Genomic DNA, 16091 nt, shown 5'->3' on the forward strand with positions numbered 1-16091 from the left:
AGGTTGAGAAAGAAAAAAAGCAAGTTTACGCTTGACAAGATACGTTTTGTATCATAAATTAGTTATGTAAGATACATAACGTATCTATATTTTATAGTTTTAACCATATGTTATCGTTCATATACCCTGGGAGGCCACCGATGGTTTAGCACTTGTGCTTATTCGCTGGCTAGACCCTCTATGCGCTATTATACAACATTTTACTATAGATTATATGGTCATGCTATGCAGAGGATCAGTACAAGCGTCATTGCATCGAAAACAAGTCAATCAGAGAGGACTGGTCTTGTGCAGCTGAAAGAGTACATTCGTATGATCCAAAAAAGAATATGGTTGATTAGCGGTATCGTATTGTTGGTATGTGCTGTGGTGGGTGTGAAAAATGTATATTTTACCCCTCAGATTTATGAAGCGACAGCGAAGCTTATTATCAACCAGACGCCAAGGCCGGATCGTGCGGGTGTCGTCGATTACAGTGTCGTTCAAACGAATATAGCCTTAACGAACTCCTATAAGCAAATTATGATGTCCTCGGCAATTATGGACCAGGTGGTCGCCAGCTTCCCCGATCTCAAGGTCACTCCGTCAGCTCTGACGCAAAAACTAAGAGTAAATACCGCAGGTGATTCACAGGTCATGGATTTAACAATCCGTGATTTATCGTATACGAAGGCTGTCAAAACCGTAAATGCGGTAGCCAAAGTATTCAAACGACAAATTCCCTCTATCATGAAAATGGACAACGTCACGATTCTAAGCGAAGCCAGTCTGACTGAACCGGCTGTTCCTGTGAACAGTAATCCCGCTATACAGATGCTTATTGCTTTTTCCGCCTCCTTGTTGCTGGGTATAGGCTTGGCGTTTTTGCTGGAAGTGCTGGACGATACCTTTAAAAATGAAGAGGATGTTGAAAAAGAACTCGGCCTGCCTACCCTGTCCCTGATTACGAAAATGAAAAAAGAAGACAAACGCTCCGACGGTTCAGCTACAACTCCCAAACAGGTAGGTGAAGGACAATATGCCGCGATTAATCAATAACCAGCTCGTCACATCCCTGCATGCCCAATCTCCTGTTTCGGAGGAGTACCGTATGCTTCGCACGAACATCCAGTTTTCTTCTGTAGATGAGCCGATTGAGGTTATGATGGTCGCATCAGCTCAGGCGGGTGAAGGCAGGACGGTCACGATTAGCAATTTGGCTGTAACGTATGCGCAAGAGGGGAAAAAGGTGCTGGTCATGGACATGGATTTGCGCCGCTCTTCCTTGCACCACATGTTCGGCTTGCGTAACCATACCGGTCTGACGCGTGTCCTTGCCAACCAGCAGCCATGGCAGGAAGTGGTTCAGGAAACAGGGATCGATCATCTGTATACCATTACAGCCGGACCGACTCCGCCGAATCCGTCCGAAATGCTCAGTTCCCGCAGAATGAACGCTCTAATGTCTGAGCTGAAGGAGCATTATGATGTGATTTTAATGGATACGCCGCCATTGTTGTCCTTTCCAGATGGCCTCATTATAAGCGCCATGTGTGACGGAGTAATTTTGGTGGTGCAGGCAGGGAAGGTCAAAAAGGATCTCGTCAAGAAAGCGAAAGCCAATTTGGAAAGAGTAAAGGCACGTATTTTGGGCGTGGTGCTCAACAACGTGAAACGGTCGGATACTCGTGCGGAGCGCGGCATGGAGGAACGCAACCTGACATGAACAGAAAGGAGGGAAATGAGAGTTAATAAAATTCTTTTAACAATGAATAAATAATACTTATCAATCGGAAACTGAGGTGATGAGCAGTGTCTTCTTCCCACTCGAACGAGGCCGAAGCTTTGAGTACATCAGTGGAAGTGTATTCGGCCGCTCATGGGCTTGAACGTCGGCAAGGATTGAGCGTATATCCGTTCGTGAAGCGAAGTATGGACATCATGCTGTCGTTCATTGGATTAATCGTGCTGTGCCCGGTATTTCTGCTCGTGATTTTGCTGATTAAGCTGGAGGACCCGAGAGGAAGCGCGTTATTTTATCAAGTTCGTATTGGTAAAAATGAGCGGCCGTTTCGCATGATCAAATTTCGTTCCATGGTGTCCGATGCCGAGGACAGATTGTCCACGCTGCTGCTGGAAAATGAAATCGAAGGTGCAATGTTCAAAATGCGGGATGATCCACGCATCACCCGTATTGGGCGCTTCCTCCGCAGAACGAGCATTGATGAGCTGCCGCAACTGCTGAATGTACTACGTGGGCAGATGAGTCTGGTAGGGCCCAGACCCCCGCTGCCCAGAGAAGTCGATGATTATACGGTAAGGGATAAGCTGCGTCTGACGGTTACGCCAGGCTGTACCGGCCTATGGCAGGTCAGCGGTCGTAATCATCTGAGCTTTAACCAGATGGTAGAGCTGGATCTGGAATACATATCCAGACGCAGTTTACGCACGGATATTATCATCATGCTGAAAACGTTCCGGGTGCTATTGGGCTCCAACGATGCATATTAAATTCACTCCAACAGGAAGGGTAGGGGAAAGCATGGATCTTCATTCCAACATATATGTAGCAGGGCACAACGGACTGGTGGGTTCCGCCATTGTTCGGGCATTGAGCAAAGCAGGCTACCGTAACCTGATCACTCGCACAAGCAGCGAGCTGGATCTGCGCAACAAGGAGGCTGTAGACCGCTTTTTCGAAACTGAGTCGGTGGACTATGTGTTTTTGGCAGCAGCCAAGGTTGGTGGGATTCTGGCGAACAACGATTACCCGGCCGATTTTATCCGTGACAATCTGCTCATCCAGACGAATGTGATAGACGCGGCATACCGGACGAATATAAGCAAGCTGCTATTTCTTGGGTCGACCTGTATTTATCCCAAATTTGCCCCGCAGCCGTTGCGGGAGGAATATCTGCTCACAGGTGAGCTGGAGCCTACGAATGAAGCCTATGCTATCGCTAAAATCGCCGGGATTAAAATGTGCCAGTCCTACAACCGTCAATATGGAACCCGTTTTATTTCGGTGATGCCTACGAATTTGTACGGTCCAGGCGACAATTTTGATCTCCAGACCTCTCATGTGCTGCCTGCGCTCATCCGCAAGTTTCACGAAGCCAAGCTGAATCAGTCCCCGACAGTCGAAGTATGGGGCTCCGGCACACCACGCCGTGAATTTCTTCATTCGGATGATTTGGCGGAAGCCTGTCTGTTCCTGATGAATAGCTATGAGGGAAATGAGATTGTGAACATCGGCGTTGGGGAGGATATTTCCATCCGGGAGCTGGCTGAACGGGTGAAGGAAGTCGTCGGTTATGAGGGGGAAATTACCTTTAACACGTCCGCTCCCGATGGCACACCGCGCAAGCTGGTGGATGTGTCCCGAATTTCCGGGCTGGGCTGGTCGGCGCGTATTTCACTGGAAGAGGGATTAAGGTCTGTGTATCAGGCATTTCAAGGTCTGGATCTGGTTGAACAATAAAAAACGGTGGAGGAATAGGAATGAAAAAAGCGCTGATCACAGGGATTACCGGACAGGACGGATCTTATCTGGCCGAGTTGCTGCTGTCCAAAGATTATGAGGTGTACGGGGTACGCAGACGCACCAGTACGCCGAACTTTGAAAATGTGGCACATATCCAGAATGACATTCATTGGCTTTCCGGCGATATGACCGATCTGGCTTCGCTCATCGAAGCCGTGCGTCAGTCTGACCCGGATGAGGTCTATAACCTGGCTGCCCAATCCTTCGTCGCGGCCTCATGGCCGCAGCCCTTGGCTACCGGGCAGATTACAGCGCTATCCGTCACCAATATGCTGGAGGCGGTACGGATTGCCAAGCCGGACACGCGCTTTTATCAGGCGTCGAGCAGTGAGATGTTCGGCAAGGTGTTGGAGACGCCGCAGACAGAAACGACCCCATTTTACCCGCGCAGCCCTTACGGTGTCGCCAAAGTGTACGGTCATTGGATCACGGTGAACTACCGCGAAAGCTTTGATATGTTTGCATGCTCAGGCATTTTGTTCAATCATGAATCGCCCCGCCGTGGGCTGGAGTTTGTAACACGCAAAGTGACGGACGCTGTAGCCCGTATCAAGCTGGGTTTGCAGCAGGAGCTGCGCATGGGGAATCTGGATTCGCTGCGGGACTGGGGTTTTGCGGGGGATTACGTTAAGGCAATGTGGATGATGCTCCAGCAGGATCAACCGGATGATTACGTCATTTCAACGGGAGAAATGCATTCCGTCCGCGAACTGCTGCAAATTGCCTTTTCCCATGCAGGTCTGAACTATGAGGATTATGTCGTCATTGATCCTCAGTTCGTCCGTCCGGCAGAGGTAGATCTACTGCTCGGCGATTGCGCCAAAGCAAAGGAAAAGCTGGGCTGGCGAGTGGAAGTAGACTTCGAACAGCTCATTCATATGATGGTGGATACAGACTTGGAGCGGGTAAAAAGGCAGGCTGCGGTCGAAGCTTCCGTCGTCGTGTAAGACATGGAGGGACCGCCCGCCTGGCCGGGAGGTCTCTTCGCTGTACATTATTGTAGTCGCATCGGCAGAACAGCATGCTATGGAGCCGTGCGAAAGGTCATTTTCCAAGATGGAGTAGAGCTTATGACATTAGTCAAAAATCGCGCCAAATCGCGCAGAAGTCTGCTGGCGAATACGTCTTGGCTGTTCGGTGACAAGATGATCCGCATGGTGTTTGGGCTGGCGGTCAGCATTATCATGGCGAGAGTGCTCGGACCGGAGGAGCTGGGGAAGTGGAATTATGCGGAATCTTTTTTCGGGATGTTTCTGATTTTCACGACTCTTGGCTTTGATTCTATATTGGTGCGCGATCTCGTCAAGGACCCCAAGGATGAGCAGGAGTTATTGGGTACGGCGATTCTGCTGAAGCTGGCGGGTACTTTGGTAGCCATTGTCTTGTCATGCTCCTTCATTTCGCTGCTCAGACCGGAGGATAGTTCCGTACGGTTGATCAATCTGATCCTGGCAACAGCCTCGGTGTTTCAGTTGTTTGATATCATCGACTACTGGTTCCGGGCGCAAATGTTGTCCAAATACACCGTCATTGCCAAGAACACAGCCTTTGTCCTCAGCTCCACCGTTAAAATCATTTTATTGCTGTCCGGTGTCCCCATATGGGTGGTGGCGCTGTGCGCTCATGGCGAGTTTCTGCTGGGAAGTCTGATTCTGCTGTATTTCTTCCGTAAGGAAGAACGGCGTATGCACAAGTGGACGTTCAGCCTAACCACAGCACGACGAATCATGAATCACAGTTGGCCGCTTATTTTGTCATCCTCCGCTGTATATGTACAGGCACGGATCGATCAGGTCATTATCGGCGAGATGCTGGGGGATGCGGCGGTGGGGCAATATTCTGTTGCGCTCCGTCTTATTGAAGTGCTGGGCTTCATTCCGGTCGTTCTTACCACAGCATATGCCCCGGTGGTGACCCGTTCCAAGATGAAAGGGAGCGACGAATACAGACAGACGTTGTCCAACGTGTATCGGCTGATGTTTATCTGCTTTCTTGTGACCTCAATACCATTATTTTTTCTGTCCCAATGGGTGGTGGTCGTGCTGTATGGGCAGGAATTTACCGAGGCAGGCTCGTTGCTGTCGCTGTTTGCGATTCGTTTGTTTTTCACCAATTTCAGTGTTGCCAAAAGCTTGTTTATCACGAATGAAAATTTGTTCAAATATACGCTGCTGACCTCGATCGTGGGTGCGGTGACGAATGTGGCTTTAAATTATGCGCTTATCCCGTTACTTGGTGTTCGAGGTTCGTTGGTGGCGACCATCTTGTCTTTTACGATATCTGTATTTCTATTAGATTTGCTATTTAAAGAAGTAAAAGCCAATTTGGGCTGGATGATGAAGTCGATCCTGACCTTCTGGCGTGTTCATATTACAGTACCGAAAGTTGGAGAGAACAATCATGATACCCATTAAACCGTTTGTTCAGCATGAGGGACAATGTCCGCATTGTGGAGGTAAGGTACGGGGCGGAGAGGTGCTGTGGCAGGGAATTCATGTATGTGTCAGCACTTGGTGTGAGGGCTGTGGACGTGAATATATCGAGGATATGCGGGTCGGGCATGCGACGTATTCACCCTATCGGGTAGAAATGCCTAACTATACACTAACCGGAGATGCGAAATCGAGAAAATGGCTCGGAGAGCCCTTGCGGCAAGCGTTGCTCAGTCCTTCCTATGATTTGGCGGTTGGCATGACTGTGCATAAAATGAAACCCTTTAAGCGAATCATCATCGTCAATACGATTGATTATTTGTATGGTCACGCTTTGCTCAAGCTGCTGAATGTGCAGCGGGAATACGAACAATCGCCGGAGCTGGGTATCGTCGTTATTGTGCAAAAATCGCTGGAGTGGATGGTTCCCGCATGTGTGGCTGAAATCTGGACAGTAGATGTGCCATTCAGCAAGGCCCGCAACTTTTATCCGGTGCTGCATCATCGGATGATAGAGGAACTGGTACGCTTTGATGAGGTCTATGTCAGTCCGGCGTATTCACACCCTAGTCAGTTCGATATAGAGCAGTTTACGGGCATCCCCCGTTATGAGGAGGGGCGCGAGTCGGAGCCGCGCATTACCTTCGTATGGAGGGAAGACCGCTTGTGGAGCGGCAGCCATCATATCGCACGGGCGGTGCAGAAATTTCCGCAGCTCAAGCGTTGGCTCAAACCGCTGATTTATCATCAGCGCAGTAAAATTATCCAGTTGTTCCGCAGGCTGCGGGAATCCTTTCCGGATTATCGTTTTACAGTCGCCGGATTGGGTCGCACCGGGAGCTTCCCGGCATGGATTACGGACGAACGTGTCGCACGCTTCGACCGGGAAAGCGAGCTAAGGGTATGCGAGGTGTACGCAGCCAGCCGATTGGTGATCGGCATTCACGGCTCCAATATGCTGCTGCCCTCCGCACATGCCGGTATGACGATTGACTTGATGCCCAAGGATCGTTGGGGCAACTACGCGCAGGATATTTTATTTCACGAAACGGACCATCGGCTTACGGCCTACAAATACCGCTTTGTCCCGATGGAGTCGAGCGTGACATTGGTGTCAGATATGGCGGCTGCCCAGCTTAAAGGAGCGGACCATTTTAATATGCAGATGATGGAGGAAAGGCAGGGGCAGGGGGAAAGTTCGGTTTGGAGGGGGGAGGCCGCTTCGAGCAGGATTTGATCTTCCGATCGCTGTTGACGCGGGATTCCCTGATTGAATAAGCCCCTATAGGGGGCGGAATCCCACGTCAAAGGCGAACGCTTCGCTTCTACAGATTCAAATCCTACCCTCCGCTACTTCCCGCCGCCGCCAAAAAGAATTTCCCCCAGCCCATAGGGTGGGGGAAGGTAAGAGCCGCCCGGCGATAGCTTCGCCTATCGCCGTGAACTTCTCTCGGACACGCATCCCAGCGTAGTCTACGGCTGCGTGCATCCGCCCGCGTAACCCGCGCAGCGGGGGCACTTCATGCCCTAAGTTCCCTTTTTTTAAATTAGGGTGACTTTATGGACACGGCGGTTAGCAGCGGAGCGGTCCATTTGAATCTGAAGAAGCGATAGCGTTCGCCTTTGCAGTGGGATTCTTACCTTGAAATGTTTTATATCATCCAAGAATCCCACTGCAACAGCGATCGGAAGATCAAATGGAGTGCGCAGCGGTCTCTAAACCCTCCGCGCCCCATAACTCACCCAATATGAAATGGCAGGAGTCTAATGATGATTCAAAAAATATTGTATCTTCGCAATTTTGCCAGCAAGGTGAACGGGGCCTCATACAATTTGCAGGAAGTCGGCTTGGGCAAAGCACTCGTTCGGAAAGGCTTCGATTGCGACATTGTCTACTACAACGACCACAAGGAAACCCATCTGGAGCAGGTATACCGTCACGAAGGCTGCACATTGCGCATCATCTGGCTCCACGGGTTTAAGTTCCTGAGCAACAGCATCTACAGGGATGTCCTCAATCATTCGTTTTTGGCTGCTTATGATTGGGTCATTTCCACAGAATACAACCAGATCATGACTTATCTGCTTTCCCGCAAATGTCCCGAAAAGCTGGTGCTGTATCATGGCCCGTACCGCGATAACACACATGCGCTGATCCGAAGATTGTACGATACCCTGCTACTGCCGAAGGTGGCAAAGTCTCTACGCTGTACCTTTGTCAAATCCGATCTTGCCAAGCGCTATCTGGAGGATAAAGGCTTTCACAACGTCGTCACCCTTGGAGTCGGACTGGACCGCAGCAAGGTGGAGGGAAAGTTCAACAATGAGAACAATGACAACAGCGGCAACGACAAAAGCGAAGGCCGGGAGAAAAATCCTGAGGTCGCGGATGAGCTGAGGCGGCTCGGGGATCGTCCGGTGCTACTGTATGTCGGCGTGCTGGAGGAGCGGAGAAATATACGTTTTATGCTAGGCGTGTTCAAAAAGGTACTTCAAAAGCATCCCAGTTGCCTTTTGTTAATGGTCGGGGATGGACGTAAGGCGGATACGGATCGCTATTGGGCCTATGCACATGAGCTTGGGCTGACGGACAGTATTTTGCATTTTTCAAGAGTGGAGCAGCGCCATCTGTGGCAGATTTACGGAGCAGCGGATGCGATGCTGTTTCCGACTCATTACGATATTTTCGGTATGGTTCTGCTGGAAAGTATGCTGTTTCGCGTCCCGATTATCTCTTCGGTAAATGGCGGCTCGGTTACCTTGATCGAGGACGGGGTGAGCGGAGTGATCCTGAGAAGCTTTTCAGAGGAGGAATGGGTGAGTCGAGTCTCTGAATTGTTGGACAATGCTGAGCTGAGACAAAGTATGGCGGAGCAGGCGTTTCTTACAGTCGAGCGTATGTCGTGGGATCGTATTGCGGAAGAAATGCTAAGCCACTCACGGATACAACCGATGCAGCCTATGCACCATCCCATGCAATCTACGCAGGAACGAGGGACCGCCACGTGAGCAAACAGATCAACATACAGACGGGGCCTCCAGTACATCTACAGGCTTCAAACCCAGATCATCATCATGTTCAGGGGGAGGTCCCTCAGTCCGACATATCATCACCATTAACGGATACAGCAAGCCATGTCCATCGACGTGAATATAACCAAAAAACGGTGGGCAAGGTGCTGGTCATCCACAACTTTTATCAGCAAAGCGGGGGAGAAGACAAGGTTGTTGAACAGGAATTGGCTATGCTGCGCTCCAGAGGGATAGAGTCAGAGCATTATTATGTGCATAACGACAGCATCCAAAGCAAAGGGCTGGCTAACATGGCAAAGCTGGCGGTGGAGGCGGCTTGGTCCCTGCCAGAGTTCAAAAGAATCAAAAAGCTGCTTTTGCGGGTGAAGCCGGATGTGGTGCATGTGCATAACTTTTTTCCGGTTATATCTCCTTCCGTCTATCATGCCTGTGAACGGCTGGGGATTCCGGTCGTCCAGACGCTGCATAATTACAGGCTGATTTGTCCGGCGGCGACCTTTATGCGAGGGAATGAGGTTTGTGAAAAATGCCTGCACGGCACGCTGCTGCATTCCATCCGCCACGGGTGCTACCGGGGCTCACCGCTACAGACGATTCCAGTGGCGGCGATGATCAAGTTCAACGATCTGATCGGCACATGGCAGCACAAAGTAAGTCGATATATTGCGCTAACCGAGTTTGCGCGGGAGAAATTTGCTGAAAGTGGCATTCCACCGGATCGTATCGCGGTAAAGCCAAATTTCATCCAACGTAAAGAGGTGGAAGCCGTGTATGACCCGGATGATCGTTACTTGTTGTTTGTGGGGCGGATCTCTGCTGAAAAAGGGGTGCGTAATCTGCTGCAAGCCTGGATACAGGTGGAAGATCGGGGCGACTTGAGACTGGTCATCATCGGGGATGGCCCGGAAAAGGCTGAACTGGCTGCCGCATATCCGCAGGAGGACATCCGTTTTCTCGGCAAGCAGGATGGAGACACGGTGCTGGATTGCATGAGCCGGGCCATGTATGTCATGGTTCCTTCCATTTGGTATGAAGGCTTTCCCATGACCATCGTAGAGTCCTATTCCGTGGGAACCCCGGTGTTGTGCAGCCGGATCGGGGCGCTGGAGGAAGTGGTGGAGGATGGAGTAACCGGGTTCCATTTTCAACATGATGATATGGAACATATAAGTGCCGTAATCCGTCGTGCGACAGCCTATGAAAACTATCCAGCCATGAGACAGAAGGTATCGGAAATATATGCTGAACGCTACACGCAAGAAGTGAATTACGAGCAACTGATGGCCATATACAACGAGGCGATAGAGGAGCGTGCTTATGAAGCAACTGCCCCAGTATAGAGTCGGAAGGATTGCGGACGCAGATATTGCGGCGCTTACGTTTCAGGAAACCGTACACACGGTGGAGCAATGGGCAGTCGGACGCAAGGACAGCTATGTATGTATCTGTAACACGCATTCTATTGTTACAGCCGGAAATCAATCCGAGTTCCATGAAGCACTTGCGCGTGCAGATTTGTGTACCCCGGATGGTATGCCGCTGGTTTGGGCGCTCAAGCTGTATGGATTTGAGCGTCAGGACCGGGTGGACGGCCCCAGTCTGATGCTCAAGCTGTGCGAACGCGCGCCGCAGACAGGATTAAGTATCTATTTTTACGGCAGCACGCCGGATGCGCTGGACAGCCTGAAGGAAAGAATGGAGCAGGACTACCCAGGAATTCGAATTGTAGGTGGCTTTTCACCGCCATTTCGGGAGCTTCGGCCCGATGAGGAGGAGCAGATTATTCATGACATCAATGCGTCAGGCGCGCATATCATCTTCGTCAGCTTGGGCTGTCCGAAGCAGGAAATATGGATGTATCGTAACAAAGACCGCATCCGTGGCGTGATGATTGGTGTAGGAGCGGCCTTTGACTATATCACCGGAAAGGTTCGCAGACCGCCGCTAATGATACAAAGGCTGGGGCTGGAGTGGCTGTACCGCCTGATCAGCGAGCCGAAACGGTTATGGAAGAGATACGCCTATAACAATCCGGTGTATGTATACCGATTTCTCAAATCCTATCGGCGGAACAAACGGCTTACGCTCCATCATAATCGGCATGCAGGGAGAGGCGTAGAGAAGTGAAGCTGGTAAAAGCGTAATTCAGCGAGACAGTATGTAAAAGGGGGAGCCGCTTTGAAGCTATGTGTAATTGGTGCGGGGTATGTCGGACTGGTATCGGGAGTCTGTTTTGCCGCGCTCGGGAATACGGTTGTCTGTGTCGACCAGAATGAGGACAAAATTAGTCAGCTTCATGAAGGAAAAGTACCGATTTATGAGCCGGGCTTAAAAGGCTTGATCCAGGATAATGTCGAGCAGGGACGCCTGACCTTTACAACAGATACCACATCTGCGGTAGAGGGAGCGGAGATTGTTATTTTGGCGGTCGGTACGCCTTCGTTGCCGGGCGGGGAAGCGAACCTGTCCTATATTGAAGGAGCCGCACGCGAGGTGGCAGACGCCATGAATGGCTACAAAGTGATTGTCACCAAAAGCACGGTGCCTGTCGGAACCAATGATCGTATTCACAGCCTGATCGCGAGCCGCACGAACTACTCTTTTGGCGTGGCTTCGGTTCCTGAATTTTTACGCGAAGGCTCGGCGGTAGCAGATACGCTCCAGCCGGACCGCATCGTGATCGGGGCATCCGACCCTCATGTCGCCGCTGTGCTGTGTACGCTGCATGAGCCGCTGACGACAAATATTTTGACCACAGATATCCGTTCGGCGGAGATGATCAAGTACGCGTCGAACGCTTTTTTGGCGACTAAAATTTCGTTTATTAATGAGATTGCGAATATTTGTGAAAAAGTGGGCGCAGACGTTACGCGTGTGGCACACGGCATGGGGCTGGATCAGCGGATCGGTTCCTCTTTTCTGTCCGCAGGCATCGGCTATGGCGGCTCTTGTTTTCCCAAGGATACACAGGCGCTGATCCAAATTGCGGGCAATGTGGATTATGAATTCAAGCTGCTGAAATCGGTGGTGGAAGTGAATCAGGGGCAGCGCTTTAATGTGTTACGCAAGCTGGAAGAAGCGCTGGGTGATCTGGAAGGAGCCACGATTGGCATATGGGGGCTGGCGTTCAAGCCGAATACAGATGATGTAAGAGATGCTCCAGCGCTGGATATTATGCAGTCGCTTCTGGAAGCGGGGGCGCAAATTCGCGCGTATGACCCGGTTGCTACCGCCAACTTCCGCAAATTGCTGGACAGCTCGGAAGTGATGTGGGCCGATAGCGCACGAGAAGCGGCAGAAGGATGCGACGCGCTGTGTCTGCTGACGGAGTGGGAGGAATTTGGTGAGGTGGGGCTGGGTGAGCTGAACGAGCTTATGAAGCATCCCATTATGATCGACGGACGCAATGTGTACCGTGAGGAGCAAATCAGACAGTCCGCCTTTGCATACTATTCTGTCGGCAGGCCGCAGATGAACAATATGGATATGGATCGTCATCGGTCTGTAATGAACCCGTAAAGGGGGAGGCTCTGTATGAAACGATGGCTGAAAATAACATTAGGGGCCGCTGCATTATTGATGGTAGGTGCTTGTGCTTACACCGCTTATGTATATCATTCCGTTCAAACGGCGGCAAATGCCATGTACCATCCGCGGAGTATCGTGCAGCCCGCCGCGATTTCTACCCTTGCAACAGGCGGAGCGGGACGCCCGGCAGTAACAAGCAACGGATCGGGCACACCCAATCCGGCGGCCATATCCCAATTCAAGCCGTTCACCGTGCTTGTGTTGGGGGTGGACCAGCGTCCCCATGATCGGGGGCGTTCGGATACGATGATCGTCCTGTCCGTTAATCCCGCCGAAGGCACTGTGTTGATGTTCAACATCCCGCGCGATACACGAACGGAGCTGATCGGCAGGGGACGTGAGGACAAAATCAATCATGCCTTTGCCTTTGGCGGGGTGGACATGTCGATTCGTACGGTAGAGCATTTCTTGAATCATCCGATGGATTACTATGTGCAAATGAACATGGAAGGGTTTGCGAAAATGGTAGACCTTTTGGGGGGAGTCGCGGTTAACAATCCGCTCGATTTTCAATATGAAGGACATCATTTTACACAGGGCAGCTTGAAACTGAACGGGACTGAGGCGTTGGCCTATGCTCGGATGCGTTTTGATGATCCGCGCGGGGATCTCGGGAGAAATGCCCGCCAGCGGGAGCTGCTCAAGCAAATTGTCGCACAGGCGATCAGCAAGGAAGGGCTGTTAAGGGTAAAATCGATATTGCAGGCAGCGGGGGAGCAGATCCGCACGGATATGACCTTTGATGATATGACGACCTTCCTGACCCGGATCGGCCCGTCTCTACGGCAGACGGATATGATTGAGTTGAAGGGCCATGGAACCAAAATCAACGGAGTGTATTATTACATCGTGGATGATCAGGAACGCCAGCGTATCCGTGGACTGATGGAGAAGCATTTGCTTACCACAGCCATATCACCTTAGGCTTGTCCCACATACATCTGTAGTATTCAGTAGAATGTCCAACTGAGGGGAGGGGCGATTTGTGCTGTTCAGAAGAAGAGCGGCTTCCGCGTTCGTCCGCAAGCTGCTGTATTTTGCATTGATATGTGGGCTATTATGGCTGCTGTGGCTGGGTCTGGGCGGGGTGATGTCTACGGGTGAGGGCGATCAGGCGTTAGAAGCGCTGAATGAGTTCTATACGATGGAGCAGTCAGGTAATTTCGGAGGCTCCTGGGAGCTTTTTCATTCGCAAATGAAGAAGAAATTTGAAAAATCCACGTATGTACAGCAGCGTGCGCATGTGTTTATGCAGGATATGGGGACGGATACGTTCACATTCGAGCTGGGAGAGCCGCAGGCTGAATATGATATTCGCACAGAGCAGAGTGGAGACGAGTTGGGAAAGGCGTATCGCATTACGGTTACCCAGCATTACAAGACCCGGTTCGGCACTTTTGAAATCGTACAGCCTTGTTATGTGACGCAGGAAGGTGAAGAGTGGCGGGTACTCTGGATATACAAGGATAAGGAATAGATGGACGCGGTGTTTCTAACAGGTTAAATATGGTACAATACTTCCAAAACCGGAAATGAACAGCAAAATAGAATAGAGCTTCACTCCGGATGGAAGGAGTTTCATAGCATGCAGCAAGCGACAGGACAGCTTCCCGTCATACGTATGGAGGGTGTGAGTAAAATCATTTCTTCAAAAGCGATTGTGGACGATCTGACGCTGGAGGTTCCAGCGGGGCAGGTATTTGGTTTCCTCGGACCGAACGGTGCGGGAAAAACAACCACCATCCGTATGATGGTTGGCCTGATTTCGATCAGCAAGGGCGATATCCATATTTGTGGAGACAGCATCAAAACCGATTTTGAAAAGGCTGTTTCCCACATTGGTGCGATTGTGGAGAACCCGGAGATGTACAAATTTCTGACCGGTTATCAAAATTTGCAGCATTTTGCGAGAATGTCATCGGGGGTGACCAGGGAGCGCATAGATGAGGCGATCCGTTTGGTAGGACTCGGGAACCGGATTCACGATAAAGTCAAAACCTACTCGCTCGGAATGCGGCAGAGACTCGGGGTAGCACAGGCGATCTTGCATCGGCCAAAGCTGCTCGTGCTGGACGAGCCGACCAACGGGTTGGACCCGCAGGGTATCCGCGAGCTGAGGGATTATTTGCGGCAGTTGAGCCGGAGCGAGGGAATTACAATATTTGTATCGAGTCATTTGTTGTCCGAAATGGAGCTGATGTGCGACCGTGTCGCCATTATCCAAAGCGGACGGCTGATTGACATCAAGCAGCTGAAGAGCACAGGTGGAGAGGCCCAGACGGCGGAAATTGCTTTTGAAGTGAATGATGCCCAGCAAGCCTATGCGCTTGCCGGTGCAGGGCGCGTCGAAGGCAACCAACTGCTGCTGCATCTGGAGCGGGAGCAGATAGCAGACATGAACAGCCTTCTTACTGCAAATGGAGTCAAGGTATATGCGATTCGTCCGGTGGCCCGTACGCTGGAAGATCAATTCTTGGAAGTGACGGGAGGCGGGTCCATTGGCTGACTTCTTCAAGCTGGTACATAACGAAAATCTTAAAATTTACTTGCGTGTACGGACGTGGATTATGCTAGGGCTGCTGGCGGTCATCACGGCTGTGATTCCGATGCTGATTGCCCTGGTTTCCGATCAGGTCAGCCTGTGGGATGGTATCGTGTTGACGGCGATGTTTACATTTTTCCTCAATACGACGTTTACGGTCATTGTAGCGGCTGATTCGGTGGCGGGTGAATTTACATGGGGAACCATCAAGCTGCTGCTTATCCGCCCTTGGACCCGCAGCAAAATTCTTTTGTCCAAATATATATCGGTCATCCTGTTCAGTTTGCTCGGAACGTTCATTTTAATAGCGATGGTTACGCTGTCCTCTTGGCTGATGTTATCCAAAGATACGCCAGCTGGTTCGATTCCGCCGTTCAGTGATCCGATTTCTTATGTAACACTGAACTTCTTGTACAGCTATATCGCTTTATTCGTGACCATCGCCTTTGCTTTTATGCTGTCCGCTGTTTTTCGTTCCAGCGCCTTGGCGATTGGCCTGTCTTTGTTCATGATGTTCACCAAAACAATCTATAATTCAATCGGTTTGTTTAGTACAGATCGTTATGAATGGACCAAATACGTGCTGTTTACGCATATGGACCTGAAAAAATATCTCGAAATGCCGCCGGGCGCGGTAAGTTCTGGTTTGACCTTTTCGCTCACCGTGCTGGCTGCCTATTATGTAATTTTTATCGCAATTGCCTGGGTAGTTTTTGTAAAACGGGATGTTTCAACCTAATTTCTGAAAGCAGTAAAAAGGACGTGTTAAATGGCTATCCATTTGCACGTCCTTTTTGCGCTGTTTTGGCGCTTGTATCTATACAATTACCGCTACAGATTATGCGTACCGGGGTATATTGCAACCTATTTTCAGCAAGAATCAATCAATAGGGTCGTTTTGCGTTTAAAGAGGTAGAGAAAAACAGATCAGAAGGGGGTGCTGCATGATATGCTGCCCTGCTGTTTATTTTCT

Annotated in this window: 15 protein-coding genes; all 15 read left to right on the forward strand. The window is 50.6% G+C overall.

What is annotated here, in order from left to right:
* Window positions 1-288: 288 nt before the first annotated feature.
* The 15 genes from ABH897_RS10915 (at window position 289) to ABH897_RS10985 (ending at window position 15857) form a co-directional block, all read left to right on the forward strand.
* The gene (locus tag ABH897_RS10915) at window positions 289-1038 is read left to right on the forward strand and encodes a YveK family protein (protein WP_283654967.1); all 750 of its coding nucleotides are present in this window, start codon (window positions 289-291) and stop codon (window positions 1036-1038) included.
* Window positions 1019-1705: a CpsD/CapB family tyrosine-protein kinase gene (locus ABH897_RS10920; RefSeq protein WP_283654968.1), complete on the forward strand. Its 687-nt coding sequence runs from the start codon at window positions 1019-1021 to the stop codon at window positions 1703-1705. The genes ABH897_RS10915 and ABH897_RS10920 overlap by 20 nt, the downstream gene beginning before the upstream one ends.
* Before the next feature lie 86 nt (window positions 1706-1791).
* A complete protein-coding gene (locus ABH897_RS10925; protein WP_283654969.1) occupies window positions 1792-2490 on the forward strand; it encodes a sugar transferase in 699 nt (232 codons plus the stop codon).
* A gap of 31 nt (window positions 2491-2521) precedes the next feature.
* Window positions 2522-3460 carry a GDP-L-fucose synthase gene (gene fcl / locus ABH897_RS10930; protein ID WP_283654970.1) on the forward strand — a complete coding sequence of 313 codons (939 nt, stop codon included), beginning with the start codon at window positions 2522-2524 and terminating at the stop codon, window positions 3458-3460.
* A gap of 20 nt (window positions 3461-3480) precedes the next feature.
* On the forward strand, window positions 3481-4470 hold the full coding sequence (gene gmd / locus ABH897_RS10935) for a GDP-mannose 4,6-dehydratase (RefSeq protein ID WP_283654971.1): 990 nt from the start codon (window positions 3481-3483) through the stop codon (window positions 4468-4470).
* A gap of 123 nt (window positions 4471-4593) precedes the next feature.
* The gene (locus tag ABH897_RS10940) at window positions 4594-5937 is read left to right on the forward strand and encodes a flippase (RefSeq protein WP_283654972.1); all 1344 of its coding nucleotides are present in this window, start codon (window positions 4594-4596) and stop codon (window positions 5935-5937) included.
* Entirely contained in the window at window positions 5924-7192 is a 1269-nt protein-coding gene (locus tag ABH897_RS10945; protein WP_283654973.1) for a hypothetical protein, read from the forward strand. The genes ABH897_RS10940 and ABH897_RS10945 overlap by 14 nt, the downstream gene beginning before the upstream one ends.
* Before the next feature lie 533 nt (window positions 7193-7725).
* On the forward strand, window positions 7726-8964 hold the full coding sequence (locus ABH897_RS10950) for a glycosyltransferase family 4 protein (protein ID WP_404520308.1): 1239 nt from the start codon (window positions 7726-7728) through the stop codon (window positions 8962-8964).
* Window positions 8965-9122: 158 nt separating this feature from the next.
* Complete coding sequence (locus tag ABH897_RS10955; RefSeq protein ID WP_404520444.1) at window positions 9123-10328, forward strand: glycosyltransferase family 4 protein; 1206 nt, start codon at window positions 9123-9125, stop codon at window positions 10326-10328.
* Window positions 10306-11115, forward strand: coding sequence for a WecB/TagA/CpsF family glycosyltransferase (locus tag ABH897_RS10960; protein ID WP_283654975.1), 810 nt, complete (start codon window positions 10306-10308; stop codon window positions 11113-11115). The genes ABH897_RS10955 and ABH897_RS10960 overlap by 23 nt, the downstream gene beginning before the upstream one ends.
* Window positions 11116-11166: 51 nt before the next feature.
* Window positions 11167-12507 carry a UDP-glucose dehydrogenase family protein gene (locus tag ABH897_RS10965; protein ID WP_283654976.1) on the forward strand — a complete coding sequence of 447 codons (1341 nt, stop codon included), beginning with the start codon at window positions 11167-11169 and terminating at the stop codon, window positions 12505-12507.
* Window positions 12508-12522: 15 nt separating this feature from the next.
* On the forward strand, window positions 12523-13500 hold the full coding sequence (locus tag ABH897_RS10970) for an LCP family glycopolymer transferase (RefSeq protein WP_404591898.1): 978 nt from the start codon (window positions 12523-12525) through the stop codon (window positions 13498-13500).
* A 61-nt stretch (window positions 13501-13561) separates the two neighbouring features.
* Complete coding sequence (locus ABH897_RS10975; RefSeq protein ID WP_404520304.1) at window positions 13562-14053, forward strand: hypothetical protein; 492 nt, start codon at window positions 13562-13564, stop codon at window positions 14051-14053.
* Window positions 14054-14161: 108 nt separating this feature from the next.
* The gene (locus tag ABH897_RS10980; protein ID WP_283654978.1) at window positions 14162-15082 is read left to right on the forward strand and encodes an ABC transporter ATP-binding protein; all 921 of its coding nucleotides are present in this window, start codon (window positions 14162-14164) and stop codon (window positions 15080-15082) included.
* Window positions 15075-15857 carry an ABC transporter permease gene (locus ABH897_RS10985; RefSeq protein WP_404591900.1) on the forward strand — a complete coding sequence of 261 codons (783 nt, stop codon included), beginning with the start codon at window positions 15075-15077 and terminating at the stop codon, window positions 15855-15857. Before ABH897_RS10980 ends, ABH897_RS10985 begins: the two co-directional genes overlap by 8 nt.
* Window positions 15858-16091: the final 234 nt, after the last annotated feature.

The sequence above is a fragment of the Paenibacillus sp. RC73 genome (genome assembly GCF_044908085.1).
GTDB classification, from domain to species: Bacteria; Bacillota; Bacilli; order Paenibacillales; family Paenibacillaceae; genus Paenibacillus; species Paenibacillus terrae_A.

Coding starts and splice junctions, on each gene's coding strand:
- ABH897_RS10980 (WP_283654978.1), top strand. CDS start 14,162: ATGCAGCAAGCGACAGGACAGCTTCCCGTCATACGTATGGAGGGTGTG.
- ABH897_RS10920 (WP_283654968.1), top strand. CDS start 1,019: ATGCCGCGATTAATCAATAACCAGCTCGTCACATCCCTGCATGCCCAA.
- ABH897_RS10960 (WP_283654975.1), top strand. CDS start 10,306: ATGAAGCAACTGCCCCAGTATAGAGTCGGAAGGATTGCGGACGCAGAT.
- ABH897_RS10940 (WP_283654972.1), top strand. CDS start 4,594: ATGACATTAGTCAAAAATCGCGCCAAATCGCGCAGAAGTCTGCTGGCG.
- ABH897_RS10970 (WP_404591898.1), top strand. CDS start 12,523: ATGAAACGATGGCTGAAAATAACATTAGGGGCCGCTGCATTATTGATG.
- fcl (WP_283654970.1), top strand. CDS start 2,522: ATGGATCTTCATTCCAACATATATGTAGCAGGGCACAACGGACTGGTG.
- ABH897_RS10950 (WP_404520308.1), top strand. CDS start 7,726: ATGATTCAAAAAATATTGTATCTTCGCAATTTTGCCAGCAAGGTGAAC.
- ABH897_RS10945 (WP_283654973.1), top strand. CDS start 5,924: ATGATACCCATTAAACCGTTTGTTCAGCATGAGGGACAATGTCCGCAT.
- gmd (WP_283654971.1), top strand. CDS start 3,481: ATGAAAAAAGCGCTGATCACAGGGATTACCGGACAGGACGGATCTTAT.